The 14,470-nt window shown below is 71.0% G+C and carries 11 protein-coding genes and 1 tRNA gene; 9 read left to right on the top strand and 3 right to left on the bottom strand.

What is annotated here, in order from left to right; translation table 11 throughout:
- Positions 1–348: 348 nt before the first annotated feature.
- Together ACH4PY_RS02440 and ACH4PY_RS02445 are read left to right on the top strand one after the other, a co-directional pair.
- Positions 349–2,955 carry a SpoIIE family protein phosphatase gene (locus ACH4PY_RS02440; RefSeq protein WP_398175054.1) on the top strand — a complete coding sequence of 869 codons (2,607 nt, stop codon included), beginning with the start codon at positions 349–351 and terminating at the stop codon, positions 2,953–2,955.
- A gap of 95 nt (positions 2,956–3,050) precedes the next feature.
- Complete coding sequence (locus ACH4PY_RS02445) at positions 3,051–3,488, top strand: MarR family winged helix-turn-helix transcriptional regulator (protein ID WP_398175057.1); 438 nt, start codon at positions 3,051–3,053, stop codon at positions 3,486–3,488.
- Positions 3,489–3,615: 127 nt separating this feature from the next.
- Here the strand turns inward: ACH4PY_RS02445 and ACH4PY_RS02450 are convergent, their stop codons facing one another.
- Entirely contained in the window at positions 3,616–4,191 is a 576-nt protein-coding gene (locus tag ACH4PY_RS02450) for a TerD family protein (protein WP_398175060.1), read from the bottom strand.
- A 115-nt stretch (positions 4,192–4,306) separates the two neighbouring features.
- The gene (locus ACH4PY_RS02455; RefSeq protein ID WP_398175063.1) at positions 4,307–4,828 is read right to left on the bottom strand and encodes a PadR family transcriptional regulator; all 522 of its coding nucleotides are present in this window, start codon (positions 4,826–4,828) and stop codon (positions 4,307–4,309) included.
- A gap of 131 nt (positions 4,829–4,959) precedes the next feature.
- Here ACH4PY_RS02455 and ACH4PY_RS02460 point away from each other — a divergent pair, with 131 nt between their 5' ends.
- Positions 4,960–5,505, top strand: a complete 546-nt coding sequence (locus tag ACH4PY_RS02460) for a hypothetical protein (RefSeq protein ID WP_398175066.1) — start codon at positions 4,960–4,962, stop codon at positions 5,503–5,505.
- A gap of 121 nt (positions 5,506–5,626) precedes the next feature.
- Here ACH4PY_RS02460 and ACH4PY_RS02465 read toward each other — a convergent pair.
- Positions 5,627–5,710 (bottom strand) — tRNA-Leu (locus tag ACH4PY_RS02465).
- Between the two features lie 499 nt (positions 5,711–6,209).
- Here ACH4PY_RS02465 and ACH4PY_RS02470 point away from each other — a divergent pair.
- The 6 genes from ACH4PY_RS02470 (at position 6,210) to pknB (ending at position 14,446) form a co-directional block, all read left to right on the top strand.
- A complete protein-coding gene (locus ACH4PY_RS02470; protein WP_398175068.1) occupies positions 6,210–7,145 on the top strand; it encodes an FhaA domain-containing protein in 936 nt (311 codons plus the stop codon).
- A 10-nt stretch (positions 7,146–7,155) separates the two neighbouring features.
- Positions 7,156–7,683 (top strand): FHA domain-containing protein, encoded by a 528-nt coding sequence (locus ACH4PY_RS02475; protein WP_398175070.1) that lies wholly within the window; start codon positions 7,156–7,158, stop codon positions 7,681–7,683.
- An 87-nt stretch (positions 7,684–7,770) separates the two neighbouring features.
- Entirely contained in the window at positions 7,771–9,429 is a 1,659-nt protein-coding gene (locus tag ACH4PY_RS02480; protein ID WP_398175073.1) for a Stp1/IreP family PP2C-type Ser/Thr phosphatase, read from the top strand.
- 22 nt (positions 9,430–9,451) lie between these two features.
- Complete coding sequence (locus tag ACH4PY_RS02485) at positions 9,452–10,837, top strand: FtsW/RodA/SpoVE family cell cycle protein (RefSeq protein WP_398175076.1); 1,386 nt, start codon at positions 9,452–9,454, stop codon at positions 10,835–10,837.
- Positions 10,834–12,288 (top strand): peptidoglycan D,D-transpeptidase FtsI family protein, encoded by a 1,455-nt coding sequence (locus ACH4PY_RS02490; RefSeq protein ID WP_398175079.1) that lies wholly within the window; start codon positions 10,834–10,836, stop codon positions 12,286–12,288. The genes ACH4PY_RS02485 and ACH4PY_RS02490 overlap by 4 nt, the downstream gene beginning before the upstream one ends.
- A 175-nt stretch (positions 12,289–12,463) precedes the next feature.
- Positions 12,464–14,446, top strand: coding sequence for a Stk1 family PASTA domain-containing Ser/Thr kinase (pknB, locus tag ACH4PY_RS02495; RefSeq protein WP_398175082.1), 1,983 nt, complete (start codon positions 12,464–12,466; stop codon positions 14,444–14,446).
- Positions 14,447–14,470: the final 24 nt, after the last annotated feature.

A 14,470-nucleotide genomic window follows, 5' to 3' on the forward strand; every position in this document is an offset into this window, starting at 1 on the left:
ACGTGATGTAACCCACTGCGGGGGTCAATCCGGCTGTTCGGCCGCCCCCGCCGCCCGATCCGTGCTTGCCTTGAGTCCAGAGGACCCTACTCAGCGGCGAACCGCAGGTGCACGACGTTGGACGACATCAACCGGCATCCCGCAGCCACCGATGCAGATGATCACACGGAACGTCCCACACCCCAAGAGCAGCGTGACGGCCAGGCACGTCCCGCCGCCCGCCGGTTAGCCGGAGCGCGCCCCGCGGCGAACGGCACGCCGCCGCACCCGGCCGACGGCGTCCCGGAGCCACCTGCCGCCGAGCCGTTCGGCAGCGCCCCCACGGACGTGCCGGGCGGCCTCCCGGGCATGACCGCGCTGCTCCGCCTCGCCGTGCTGTGCGTCGACCCGGACGGCCGGATCTCGTACTGGAACCGCGGCGCCGAGGAGCTGTTCGGCCACCGCTGGGAGCACGTCTTCGGCCACCGCGCCTCGGGCCTGCTCACCCCCACCCGCACCGCGGCGGGCGCCCTGCACACCGCCTCGGGCACCACGCGGCAGGACACCCTCGACGTCCTCGACGACCTCACCACTTCGGCCTGGTCGGGCGCGCTGGCCGCCGCCGACCGGGACGGCACCGTCAAGGACGTGCTGTGGTGGACGTACCGCATCACCGAACCCGGCGGGCGCAGCCTGCTCGCCATCGCCACGCACGGCAGGCCGCTGCGCACCGGCGGGCTGCGCATCGCGGTGGGCGCCCGGCTGCTGCCCTACGTCGCGGAGGGCCCGCGGCGGCAGGACATCGCCGTCGCCGCCGTCCTTTCCCCCGCGCCCGACCCTGCACAGGGCCACGCGCTGACCGCCCGGCTGGGCACCGTGCTTCCCGGCGTCAGCCCCGGCAGGCTGGACCGCATCGTCCGGCAGATCGCCCCGCTCGGGCACCCCGCGATCGAGATCGAGGGCGGCGTCCGGCTGCCCGTCACCCCGCAGGACTACGCGCAGGTCGCCGCGGCCGCTCGGGCCGACCGTGCGGCCCGCCGCGAACTGCTCCCCGGTCCCCGCCCGGACCCGGCCGCAGCTCCCGAACCGACGACTCCCCGCAATCATTCGACTACCCAAAGTGCGGACCGTTCAAGCGCGTCGGCGCTCACCGCCGTGCCGCCGCCCACCCCCGGCCGTCCCGCGCCCGTCTCCCCCGCCAACCCGCCGCCCGCGGGCCCGGGCCGTCCCGGACGCCCCGCGGGGCCCGTGCCACCGCCCGGCGCCGCTCCCGCCGCCCGGACCGCGCGGCGCGGTAATTCGCCCGGCAGCGCGCTCGACGAGCAGTTGTCGCTGCTGCGCGAGACCGGCTCCGTCGTCGGCTCCACCCTGGACCTCCAGCTGACCGCGCGCGAACTCTGCTCGGTCACCGTCCCCCGCTTCGCGGACCTGGCCAGCGTGCTCGTCGTCGACCAGCTCTTCTCCGACACCGAGCCACTCAAGGACGACCGTGCGGCCGACAGTGTCGTGGTCCGCCGGATCGCCCTCGCCCACCAGCCCGAGCCCGCCACGGCCTGGCCCGCCTGGGAGACGGCGCTCCCGGAGGGCGAGTTGCTGACGCTGCCCGCGCAGGACGCGGTGCCCAGACTCGGCGACCCGGTCCTCGTCCCGGTCGTCGACCCCTCGCTCGCCCCCGACATCGCCGCCGACCTGGGGGTCGCGGGGCTCGGCGGCCTGCTGGCCGGCCACTCGCTGATCCTCGCGCCGCTCACCGCCCGCGGTACGGTCCTGGGCCGGATCTGCTTCGTCCGCGGTCCCGGGCGCCGCCCCTTCGACGCGCGGGACGCGGCGACGGCCGCCGAGGTGGCCGCCCGCGGGGCCGTCCACCTCGACAACGCGCGGCTGCACCGGCTGGAGTCACGCGCGGCCGCGACCCTCCAGCGCTCGATGATGCCCACCAGGCCACCCCGCATCCCGGGTGTGCGCATCGCCCACCACTACATGCCGGGCGACCGGCAGGCCCAGGTCGGCGGCGACTGGTTCGACGCGATCCAGCTGCCGGGCGGGCGGGTCGCGCTGATCGTCGGCGACGTGATGGGCCACGGCCTCCAGGCGGCGGCCGTGATGGGCCAGTTCCGCACCGCGGTGATCACCATGGCCGCCCTCGACCTGCCACCGGCCCAGCTGCTGCGGCACCTGGACAACCTCGCCCACCGCCTGGGCACCGACCACCTCGCGACCTGCGTCTATGCCGTCTACGACCCGATCAACCGCACCCTCACGCTCGCCAACGCCGGGCACATCCCGCCGGTCCTGGCCGGTCACGACGGGCGCAGCGAGCTGCTGACGATCCCCGGCGGCGCGCCGATCGGGGTGGGCGGGGTGCCGTTCGAGACGGTGGAGATCCCGGTACCGGACGGCAGTTGGCTGGTGCTGTGCACCGACGGCCTGGTGGAGGTGCGCGGCCAGGGTATAGACGCCGGACTCGCCGCGCTGTGCGCGAACGTGATCGAACCCGAGCAGACGCCCGAGGACGTCTGCGCGCAGATCCTGCAGCGGGTGCACTCCGAGGATCGGCGCGACGACGTGGCGCTGCTGGTCGCCAGGTTCGAGGGCATCGCGCCGCGCGACGTGGTGCAGTGGCGGCTGCGGGTGGACGAGTCCGATGTCGCGCGGGCCCGCGACCTGACCCGGCGCCAGCTCGACTGCTGGGGCCTGCAACGGCTGAGCGAGACCACCGAACTGCTGGTCAGCGAGCTGGTCACCAACGCGATCCGGGCGGCGTCCTACGAGGTCGAGCTGCGGCTGATGCGCGTCGGCAAGCTGCTGGTCGAGGTCAGCGACGACAACCACAACCTGCCGCAGTTGCAGCGCGCCGAGGCGGACGACGTCGAGGGGCGCGGGCTGGCGCTGGTGTCGCACATGTCGCGGCGCTGGGGGACGAGCCGCAAGGCGGTGGGCAAGGTCGTGTGGTTCGAACTTCCACTACCCAGCTGATATTGTTGCACTCTGCAACACTCCACGTCGGCGGGCGGTCACCGGACCACCTGGTCGGACGGCCGACGGGAGTGCCGGTGTGAGGAGTCGCAGCCATGAATGCCCGGGAGCCGTCGTCCCTGGACATCGTCCAGCGCGAGCTGACCGCGTTCGCCCGCCGCGCGCGGGCCACCGCGGCACGCATGCACCCCGAGCTCTCCCTCGTGTCGTACACGATCCTGGCACATCTGGAGGAGCAGCAGGGCTGCCGGGCGACCGACCTGGCCGTCCACTACATGCTGGACAAGTCCACCGTCAGCCGGCAGGTCGCCGCCCTGGAGAAGCTGGGCTTCATCGAGCGCCGGGTGGACGAGAAGGACCACCGCGTGCAGGTGCTGCACCTGGCGCCCGGCGGGAGGGAGATCCTCACCTCCGCCCGCCGCAGCCGCCAGGAGTCCATCCAGGCGCGACTGGCCGCGTGGGACCCCGAGGACCTGGAGCGCTTCGCGCGCTACCTCGTCCGCTACAACGAGGACGCCGCGGCGCACCCCTGAGCCCGCCTGCGCCCCGGTCCGAGGCGGCCCTGTCCGCGTGAGCCCCGCCCACCGCCCGGGGAGGGCGGCGGACGGGGCTGTCACACCCGCGGCACGCGTACGCCGAGGCGCACGCCGGAGGCCTACGTCAGAGGTTGACGCCGAAGTCCTGCGCGATGCCGCGCAGGCCGGAGGCGTAACCCTGGCCGACGGCGCGGAACTTCCACTCCGCCCCGTTGCGGTACAGCTCACCGAAGACCATCGCCGTCTCGGTCGAGGCGTCCTCGGTCAGGTCGTAGCGGGCGATCTCGGCGCCACCGGCCTGATTGACGACCCGGATGAAGGCGTTGCGCACCTGGCCGAAGCTCTGCTGCCGGGTCTCGCCGTCGTAGATCGAGACCGGGAAGACGATCTTGTCGACCTCTGCGGGCACGCCCGCCAGGTTGACGTTGATGGTCTCGTCGTCGCCCTCACCCTCACCGGTGAGGTTGTCACCGGTGTGCTCGACCGAGCCGTCGGGGCTCTTGAGGTTGTTGAAGAAGACGAAGTGCTTGTCCGAGACGACCTTGCCCGACGTGTCGAGCAGCAGCGCGCTCGCGTCGAGGTCGAAGTCCGTGCCCGTGGTCGTGCGAACGTCCCAGCCCAGGCCGACGGCGACCGCCGTGAGTCCGGGGGCCTCCTTCGTCAGTGAGACATTGCCGCCCTTGGAAAGGCTGACACCCATGGTGGATCTCCCTGCTCAATCCGGCGCGGGCCGCGCCACTTGACGATTTCTTTGCCCAATGGCTCCAACGGACACCACCCTGCCCCGGTTCCCGGCGGGCTGCCACCGTACGCGGTCAGCCGAGCTCGGCCACCTGGCCGCGGGCCCACTCCGCCCACTCCTGCCTCATGACTGTCAGCCGCAGTCCGTACTCCAGGGCAAGTCGGCCGTGGACGGAGATCCTGTCCTCCCCCCAGTCGACCGAGGCCTCCAGCCGCTCCAGCTCGGCGTGCTCGGAGGCGGCGCTGTCGGCCTCAAGGCTGAGGTACGTGACCGCCTCCACCCGGCTGAGGAGGCCCAGGAAGAAGACCCGCAGCAGGGTGTCGCTGCGGCGCGTGCGGTCCGGCCGTGTCTCGATCAGCCAGGTGCGCAGCTCCGCGAGCCCGCGGTCGGTGATCGTGTACTCCTTGCGGCCGCGCGGGCCCTCCGCGGCGACCTCCAGCAGCCCGGCGCTCGCGAGTTTCCCCAGCTCGCCGTAGACCTGGCTCTGCGTGGCGGGCCAGACGTTGGCGAGCGAGGAGTCGAACAGCTTCATCAGGTCGTAGCCGCTGGCCGTTCGGTCGGCGAGCAGCCCGAGAACCGCATGGCGAAGACTCATGCGGAACAGCTTACCTTCCACTGTTGACAGGTCAATACTTGACCTTCCACTCTCGACATGTCAGAGTTGGAACACATCGCAGCCCGGGCGCCCACCAGACCGACACCCGGGCCCGTACGAGGGGGAATCCGATGAACTACCTGCGCGGCTTCGTTCCGTGGATCGCCTTTGCCGCCGTCTCGCCGGCCGGTTGGCAGTGGGGCGCGCTCGCCGGGCTGCTGCTCGGGCTCCACCGGGTCGCGCAGGACCGCAGGGCGGGCGTCGCCGCCGACGCGCTGATACTGGAGCACAGCACGGTCGCCTGGTTCGCCGCGCTGACCGCCTTCTCCTTCGCCCGCACCGACAGCCCGGTGCAGCACTGGACGGGCGCGCTCTCGCTCGGCTGGCTCGCCGCCACCGCGTGGGCGGGACTGGCCGCGCGCCGCCCCTTCACCCTCGGCATAGCCCGCCGCCAGACCCCCGAAGAGCTGTGGGAGAACCCGGTGTTCCTGCGGATCAACGTCGTCCTGAGCACGGCGTGGGCCGCCTCCTTCACCGTCACCGCAGCGCTTGTGGCCTCCGCCGACGCCGCCGGGCTCGGCTCCGCGGTCACGATCCCGCTCCAGATAGCCGGCTTCGCGCTCCCCGCCGTCTTCACCGCCCGCTACCCCGAGCGCGTCCGCGCCCGCCTCGCCTGAGCCCACGGCACGGCACGGCACGGCACGGCACGGCAGCACGAAAAACCCCCGCCCCGGAAGGAATCCGGAGCGGGGGTGATGAGATCTCGGTCACACTTTCACGCCGAGTGCTCACATAATGTGCGCGAGGGGGGAGTTGAACCCCCACGCCCTTTCGGGCACTGGAACCTGAATCCAGCGCGTCTGCCTATTCCGCCACCCGCGCATGGGTGCTGTCGTTCGATTCTCACACATCCGGTGGACTGTCCGGTCCGGTGGCGGTGAGCGCCTTCCGACATGCAGAAGATTAGCACGGGGTCCGGGGTGGAATCACATCCGTTTGACCTGGGCCGGACGCACACCGGCCGCACGCCGGAAGCGGGCCGGACCGGGCCGGACCGGTGCCGGGCGGGACGCAGGCCGGACGGATGGCGGGGACGGTGGCGGAAAGGGTGGCGGGAACACGGCGACAGGTTGCGGGAGTCGGCACGGGGGTACGCGGTCGTGCGGGAGACTGGGGACACTTGGAACGGAGCCGGACCTACCATCGCTGTGGAGCTGGGCGAAGGGGGACAAGGGGAACGGCGCGCGAGCGCGGGCGTGTGAGGGTTGACACTGCCCTGTCCAGGGCGTTCGGGGAACCGCAGGTTTTTCCCGCGCGTGGATACGATCAGTAAGCAGTATCGGATTCGACTCGGAGGAAGACCCGAGGAGGGAGGTGCCCCGTGGGAGTGCTGAAGCGCTTTGAGCAGCGCCTGGAAGGACTGGTGAACGGCACCTTCGCCAAGGTGTTCAAGAGCGAGGTGCAGCCCGTCGAGATCGCGGGCGCGCTCCAGCGCGAGTGCGACAACAACGCCACGATCTGGAACCGCGACCGCACGGTCGTCCCCAACGACTTCATCGTGGAGCTGAGCGGCACCGACTTCGAGCGGCTGAGCCCGTACGCGATCCAGCTGGGCGACGAGCTGGCCGGGATGGTCCGCGACTACGCCAAGCAGCAGCGCTACACCTTCATGGGGTCCATCAAGGTGCACCTGGAGCGGGCCGACGACCTGGACACCGGGCTCTACCGGGTGCGCAGCCGCACCCTGGCGTCCAGCGAATCCCAGCACCCCCAGAATCCGCAGCAGGCCCAGCAGTTCCCGCCGGAGCGCCAGCAACGGCCCGCCGCGTACCAGCAGCAGGCCCCGCAGGGGTATCCGCCGCAGCACGCCCCCTATCCGCCGGCCGGCGGACCGCCGGCCCTCCCCGCCGCCGGGCCGCGCCCCGCCGCACCGCCTCCCATGCCCGCCGCGCCGCCGCCCGGCGGCGGCGCGCGGCCCGGCGCGCCCGTCACCCGGCTCCCGGGCACGGGTGTCCCGGCCGGCGCCCCCGGCGCGTCCATGCGCCGCTGGATCGAGATCAACGGGACGCGCCACCAGATCACCCGGCAGACCCTGGTGCTGGGGCGTTCGACCGAGGCCGACGTCCGGGTGGACGACCCGGGCGTATCGCGCAAACACTGCGAGATCAGGGTCGGTATGCCGTCGCTCGTGCAGGACCTCGGGTCGACAAACGGCATTGTGGTGGACGGACAGCACACTCAGCGCGCTACGCTCCGCGACGGCTCCCGCATCGTCGTGGGGAGCACGACCATCGTCTACCGGCAAGCCGAAGGGTGAAGCGGGGCCAATGTCAGAGCTGACCCTGACGGTCATGCGGTTGGGTTTCCTCGCCGTGCTGTGGCTGTTCGTGATCGTCGCGGTGCAGGTGATCCGCAGTGACCTCTTCGGGACCCGGGTGACCCAGCGCGCGGGGCGCCGCGACGCGGGGACGCGTCCGCCGCAGCAGCGCCAGCAGGCCGCCCCGCAGCCGCAGCGCGCGCCGCAGCAGCAGCCCCAGCAGAGCCCGCGCCAGCGGCGCGGCGCCCCCACCAAGCTGGTGGTGTCCGAGGGGTCGCTCGCCGGCACCACGGTGGCGCTGCAGGGCCAGACGATCACGCTCGGCCGGGCGCACGATTCGACGATCGTCCTCGACGACGACTACGCGTCCAGCCGGCATGCCAGGATCTACCCGGACCGGGACGGCCAGTGGATCGTGGAGGACCTCGGATCCACGAACGGCACCTATCTCGACCGGAATCGGCTCACCACGCCGACCCCGGTCCCGCTGGGTGCTCCGATCCGCATCGGCAAGACCGTCATCGAGCTGCGGAAGTAGTCGCACAATGAGCGAGCGGAGCCACGACGCGCGAGCGAGAGGGTGGGCAGCGTGCGGATGTACCCGGAGCCGACGGGGGAGGTACGCATGTCTCTGAGCCTGCGTTTCGCCGCCGGTTCGCACAAGGGCATGATCCGCGAGGGGAACGAGGACTCCGGCTACGCCGGTCCCCGTCTGCTCGCGATCGCCGACGGCATGGGCGGCCAGGCCGCCGGAGAGGTCGCCTCCTCCGAGGTGATCTCCACCATTGTCTCGCTCGACGACGACATTCCCGGTTCCGACATCCTGACGTCGCTCGGTTCCGCGGTGCAGCGTGCCAACGACCAGCTGCTGCAGATGGTCCAGGAGGACCCGCAGCTGGAGGGCATGGGCACCACGCTCACCGCCCTGCTCTGGACCGGCCAGCGGCTCGGCTTGGTCCATGTCGGCGACTCCCGCGCGTACCTGCTGCGCGACGGTGTCCTCACCCAGATCACCCAGGACCACACCTGGGTGCAGCGGCTGGTGGACGAGGGGCGGATCACCGAGGAGGAGGCGACCACCCATCCGCAGCGCTCGCTGCTGATGCGCGCGCTGGGCAGCGGCGAGCGGGTCGAGCCCGATCTGTCCATCCGTGAGGTGCGGGTCGGCGACCGCTACCTGATCTGCTCCGACGGCCTGTCCGGCGTCGTCAGCCACCAGACCCTCGAAGACACCCTGGCCGGCTACCAGGCGCCGCACGAGACGGTTCAGGAGCTCATCCAGCTCGCGCTGCGCGGCGGCGGCCCCGACAACATCACCTGCATCGTCGCCGACGTCCTGGACACCGACGACGGCGACACCCTGGCCGGCCAGCTCAACGACACCCCCGTGGTGGTCGGCGCGGTCGCCGACACCCAGCTGCCGCTCAGCGACGCCCGCCACCTCCAGACCCCGGCCGGCCGCGCCGCGGAGCTGGGCCGTACCCCGCAGCAGTCGGGCCCGGCCGGCGCGTTCGGCCCGCCCGGCAGCGGCGGTCCGGTCCCCGGCGCCCCGCTGGGCACGTTCGGCGAGCACGAGGACGCCGAGAAGGGCGAGCCGCGCAAGGGCCGCTCATGGGTCAAGCGCACGGTGATCGGCGCGGTCGTGCTCGCGGTGGTCGCCGGCGGCGGCCTCTACGGCTTCTACACCTGGGCGCAGACGCAGTACTACGTCGGCGCCAAGGGCGACCACGTGGCCGTCTACCGGGGCATCGACCAGAAGCTGGTGTGGATCAGCATGTCGAAGCTCCACGAGGACCGCCCCGACATCAAGCTCGCCTACCTGCCGGACTACCTGCGCAACCAGGTCGCCAGCACCATCGCGATGAGCAGCGCCGGCCAGGCCGACGACAAGGCGGACGAGCTGGCCACACAGGTCGCGGTGTGCGAGAAGGCCGAGCGGGTGAAGGCGCAGAACACCGCCAAGCCCCAGGACACCACCAAGGCGCAGGACGGCGCCAAGTCGTCCGGCGGCACCGGGGACACCGCGTCCGACAAGGACGACAAGGCCGCGAGCCCGCTCGACAAGGTGAAGAAGGCCACCGCCCTGCCGTCCACCGGCGCGGGCGGCGCGGCCGGCCCCGAGGTGGGCGACCCGACGAGCACGCCCACCCCGGGCAAGAACAGCCCTGACTCCTCGGGCCCCGACAAGGCCGACACCGGCAAGACCACGACCCCGCCCACCCCCGAGGTCCTGTCGCCGGAAGAGCAGGCGAAGGCCCGAAACTGCCCGTCGGGGCAGTCGTAAGACCAGGAGGGCTCGGCTCGTCATGAGCGCCAGCAACACCACCACCATCACGTCGATCGGCGCTCCCAACCGCCGCAACACCGAGCTGGCCCTGCTCGTCTTCGCGGTCCTCATCCCGGTCTTCGCCTACGCGAACGTCGGGCTGGCCATGAAGGGTTCGGTCCCGGCGGGCCTGCTCGGCTACGGCGTGGGCCTCGGCCTGCTGGCCGGGGTGGCCCATCTGCTGGTGCGCAAGTTCGCGCCGTACTCCGACCCGCTGATGCTGCCGATCGCGACGCTGCTCAACGGCCTCGGCCTGGTGCTGATCTGGCGGCTCGACCAGGAGAAGAGCCTGGGCACCCCGATGGCGTCCAAGCAGCTGATGTGGTCGACGGTCGGCGTCGCGCTGTTCATCGCGGTGCTGGTCTTCCTCAAGGACCACCGCATCCTGCAGCGCTACACCTACATCTCCATGGCGCTGGCGCTCTTCCTGCTGGTCCTGCCGGTGTTCTTCCCGGCCGTCTACGGCGCCCGGATCTGGGTGACGCTGCCCGGCATCGGCTCGCTCCAGCCCGGTGAGTTCGCCAAGATCGTGATCACCGTCTTCTTCGCGGGCTACCTCATGGTCAAACGTGACGCGCTCGCGCTCGCCAGCCGCCGGGTGATGGGCCTGTACCTGCCGCGCGGCCGCGACCTCGGCCCGATCCTGGTGATTTGGGCCATGAGCCTGCTCATCCTGATCTTCGAGACCGACCTGGGCACCTCGCTGCTCTTCTTCGGCCTCTTCGTGATCATGCTCTACGTGGCCACCGAGCGCACCAGCTGGATCGTCTTCGGCCTGCTGCTCAGCGCCGCCGGGGCGGTCGCGGTCGCCTCGACCGAGCCGCATGTGAAGATCCGCGTCCAGGACTGGCTGCACCCGCTCGCGCTGGCCTCCAACGGCGGTGTGACCGAGACCGCCCAGTCCCGCTACGCCTTCGGCGCGGGCGGGCTGTTCGGCAGCGGACTGGGCCAGGGCTACTCCCGCCTCATCGGCGGCATCGCGCCCAAGAGCGACTACATCCTCGCCACCGTCGGCGAGGAGATGGGCCTGGCCGGTGTGATGGCCGTCCTGCTGCTCTACGGGCTGCTGATCGAGCGCGGCATCCGCACCGCGCTGGCCGCCCGCGACCCGTTCGGCAAGCTGCTGGCCATCGGCCTGTCCGGCGCGTTCGCGCTGCAGGTCTTCGTGGTGGCCGGCGGTGTGACCGGGCTCATCCCGCTCACCGGTATGACCATGCCGTTCATGGCCCAGGGCGGATCATCGGTGATCGCCAACTGGGCCCTGGTGGCGATCCTGCTGCGGATCAGCGACACCGCGCGCCGGCCCGCCCCGACCCCCGCCGGATCTCCCGACGCCGAAGCGACCCAGGTGGTGAAGAGCCAGTGAACAAGCCACTGCGACGGGTTGCGATCTTCTGCGGTCTGCTCGTCCTCGCGCTGCTGCTGCGGGTGAACTACGTGCAGTTCGTCCAGTCCGACCAGCTCAACAACGACAAGAACAACCGGCGGGTGGCGATCAACCAGTTCGCCCAGCCGCGCGGCGACATCATCGTCGACGGCAAGGCGGTCACCGGCCACACCGAGACCACCGGCAGCGACTTCAAGTACAAGCGCACCTACACCGACGGCAAGATGTGGGCCCCGGTGACGGGTTACGCCTCGCAGGTCTACGGGACGACGATGCTGGAGGGCGTCGAGGACAGCTTCCTCACCGGCGACGACGACCGGCTGTTCTTCAACCGCACCATCGACCTGCTCACCGGCAAGCAGCGCCAGGGCGGCAACGTCGTGACGACGCTCAACGCCAAGGCGCAGAAGGCCGCGTACACCGGGCTCGACAACAAGAAGGGCGCGGTCGTCGCGCTCGACCCGCGCACCGGCGCGATCCTGGCGATGGCGAGCACCCCGTCGTACGACCCCTCGACGATCGCCGGGAGCAACGACGGCGACGCGTGGACGGCGCTCGACAAGAAGAACGACCCCGACGACCCCACGCAGAACCGCGCGCTGCGCATCACCTACCCGCCGGGCTCGACGTTCAAGCTGGTCACCGCGGCCGCCGCGCTGGAGAACGGCCAGGTCACCAACATCGACGACAAGACGCAGTCGCCCGACCCGTACACCCCTCAGGGCACCACCACGCAGCTGAAGAACGAGGGCAGCATCAAGTGCAAGGACGCCACGCTGCGTGACGCGCTGCGGCAGTCCTGCAACACCGTCTTCGGCAAGCTCGGCACCGACGTCGGCCTGAAGGGCATGGTGGACGAGGCCGAGAAGTTCGGCTTCAACAAGGAGCAGTTCGTCCCGGTGCGCGCCAACGCGAGCAACTTCGACACCGAGATGAGCATCGACCACGTCGCCCAGTCCTCCATCGGCCAGTTCGACACGGCCGCGACACCGCTGCAGATGGCGATGGTCGCCTCGGCCATCGCCAACAACGGTGTGCTGATGCAGCCGTACGAGGTGGACCGGCTGGAGGCGCCCAACACGAGCACCATCTCGCAGACCACCCCGCAGAAGATGAGCACCCCGCTCTCGCCGAAGAACGCCCAGGCGCTCCAGTCGATGATGGAGACCGTCGTCACCGACGGCACCGGCAAGAACGCGCGGATCCCCGGTGTGCGGGTCGGCGGCAAGACCGGCACCGCGCAGCACGGCGTCAACAACGACAAGGCGCCGTACGCGTGGTTCGTCTCCTACGCCATGACCGACCACGGCTCGCCGGTGGCGGTCGCGGTCGTCGTCGAGGACAGCGACGCCAAACGTGACGACATCAGCGGCGGCGGTCTCGCGGCCCCCATCGCCAAGAGCGTCATGGAGGCGGTGCTCAACAAGTGAGACCAACGTCACGCACGGTGTCGGCCCTGTTCACATACCGGTCAGGTATCGGCGGTGGGCGAGGGCGCGGATCCGCGGGAAATGCCCGGTACCGTAGCTCCGTGCAGCGCAGGGCAGGGATTAACGGATTCGGGTCGTGAACGTCAAGATACGGGTTTGAGGAGAGGGCAGAGCTATGGAAGAGCCGCGTCGCCTCGGCGGCCGGTACGAGCTGGGCTCGGTGCTCGGCCGCGGTGGCATGGCGGAGGTGTACCTCGCGCATGACACCCGTCTCGGCCGTACCGTGGCGGTGAAGACGCTGCGGGCGGACCTCGCCCGCGACCCGTCGTTCCAGGCCCGGTTCCGCCGGGAGGCCCAGTCGGCCGCCTCGCTCAACCACCCCTCGATCGTCGCGGTGTACGACACCGGCGAGGACTACGTCGACGGCGTCTCGATCCCGTACATCGTGATGGAGTACGTCGACGGCTCGACCCTGCGCGAGCTGCTCCACTCCGGGCGCAAGCTGCTGCCCGAGCGGGCGCTGGAGATGACCGTGGGCATCCTCCAGGCCCTGGAGTACAGCCACCGCGCGGGCATCGTCCACCGGGACATCAAGCCGGCCAACGTGATGCTGACCCGTACGGGCCAGGTCAAGGTCATGGACTTCGGCATCGCCCGTGCGATGGGCGACGCCGGCATGACGATGACGCAGACCGCCGCCGTCATCGGCACGGCGCAGTACCTGTCGCCGGAGCAGGCCAAGGGCGAGCAGGTCGACGCCCGCTCGGACCTCTACTCGACCGGCTGCCTGCTCTACGAGCTGCTGACCGTGCGACCGCCCTTCGTGGGCGACTCCCCGGTCGCGGTGGCCTACCAGCACGTCCGCGAGGATCCGCAGCCGCCGTCGGTCTTCGACCCCGAGGTCACCCCCGCGATGGACGCGATCGTCCTCAAGGCGCTGACCAAGGACCCCGACTACCGCTACCAGAGCGCCGACGAGATGCGCGCCGACGTCGAGAGCGCGCTCGACGGCCAGCCGGTCGCCGCGGCCGTCGCGATGGGCGCGGCCGGCTACGGCTACCCGCCGTCGTACGGGGACGGCGCCGCCACCACGGCGCTGCCGCAGCAGGCCGACCCGCGCACCTCGATGCTGCCGCCGGCCCGTGACGACGACGGCGGCTACGGCTACGACGAGCGCCCCGACCGCCGCCGGCAGAAGAAGAGCGGCGGCAACGCGTCCACCGTGCTGCTGGTGCTGGCCGGTGTCCTGGTGCTGGTCGGCGCGATCTTCCTGGGCAAGGCGCTCTTCGGCGGCAACGGCGCCGGCAGCAGCGAGAAGGTGCCCAGCTTCGTCGGCAAGTCCATGGACGAGGCGAACACCACGGCGAGCAATGTCGACCTGAAGATCGTCGCGGGCACCCCCGCCTTCTGCGACGCGGTCGACAAGGACCTGATCTGCTCGCAGACTCCGGCGGCCGACAGCGCGATCCCGTCCGACAAGACGGTCACGGTCGTCCTGTCGAAGGGTGCGGCGCCCAAGGCCGTCCCGGATGTCGTCAACGACAAGTTCGAGGACGCGCAGACCCAGCTGACGAACGCCGGTTTCCAGGTCAAGCGGGTGGACCAGGAGTCCACCACGGTCGACGAGGACACCGTCATCAGCCAGGATCCCAAGGCGGGCACCAAGGAGCCCAAGGACACGATCATCACGCTGAAGGTCGCGGTCAAACCGGCGGAGAAGCAGATCCCGGATCTCGCCGGCTACACCGAGGCCGGCGCGAAGAAGCAGCTCCAGGACATGGGCTTCACCAACATCCACACCCAGCGCCAGCCCTCGGACGACACGCAGTATCAGAACGGCACGGTCATCAGCACCAACCCGCAGGCGGGCTCCTCGGCGAAGCTGGACGACTCGATCACCCTGATCGTCTCCTCCGGCCCGACGCAGCAGACGCAGGACCCGACGCAGCAGGCGGTCATGCCGGACGTCTCCGGCCACCGGCTGGGCGAGGTCAAGCAGCAGCTCCAGGCGATGGGCGTGAACGTCGAGGTCATCGGCGGCGGCCCGCAGGGCGACAACGCCCGGGTGATCAACAGCACCACGCCGCAGGGCACACCGCTCCAGCCGGGCCAGACGGTCCAGGTGATGACGATGGGCGGCGGCCCCGGCGGCGGCTGATCCCGCGGGGCCCGGGGCACCCCC

The organism is Streptomyces sp. NPDC021224 (genome assembly GCF_044332905.1).
In the GTDB taxonomy this organism is placed as follows: domain Bacteria; phylum Actinomycetota; class Actinomycetes; order Streptomycetales; family Streptomycetaceae; genus Actinacidiphila.

Bases quoted from the DNA above. Each gene is read 5' to 3' on its own strand.
- ACH4PY_RS02475 (WP_398175070.1), top strand. From the start codon at position 7,156: ATGTCAGAGCTGACCCTGACGGTCATGCGGTTGGGTTTCCTCGCCGTG.
- ACH4PY_RS02485 (WP_398175076.1), top strand. From the start codon at position 9,452: ATGAGCGCCAGCAACACCACCACCATCACGTCGATCGGCGCTCCCAAC.
- ACH4PY_RS02450 (WP_398175060.1), bottom strand. From the start codon at position 4,191: ATGGGTGTCAGCCTTTCCAAGGGCGGCAATGTCTCACTGACGAAGGAG.
- ACH4PY_RS02445 (WP_398175057.1), top strand. From the start codon at position 3,051: ATGAATGCCCGGGAGCCGTCGTCCCTGGACATCGTCCAGCGCGAGCTG.
- ACH4PY_RS02460 (WP_398175066.1), top strand. From the start codon at position 4,960: ATGAACTACCTGCGCGGCTTCGTTCCGTGGATCGCCTTTGCCGCCGTC.
- pknB (WP_398175082.1), top strand. From the start codon at position 12,464: ATGGAAGAGCCGCGTCGCCTCGGCGGCCGGTACGAGCTGGGCTCGGTG.
- ACH4PY_RS02440 (WP_398175054.1), top strand. From the start codon at position 349: ATGACCGCGCTGCTCCGCCTCGCCGTGCTGTGCGTCGACCCGGACGGC.
- ACH4PY_RS02455 (WP_398175063.1), bottom strand. From the start codon at position 4,828: ATGAGTCTTCGCCATGCGGTTCTCGGGCTGCTCGCCGACCGAACGGCC.
- ACH4PY_RS02480 (WP_398175073.1), top strand. From the start codon at position 7,771: ATGTCTCTGAGCCTGCGTTTCGCCGCCGGTTCGCACAAGGGCATGATC.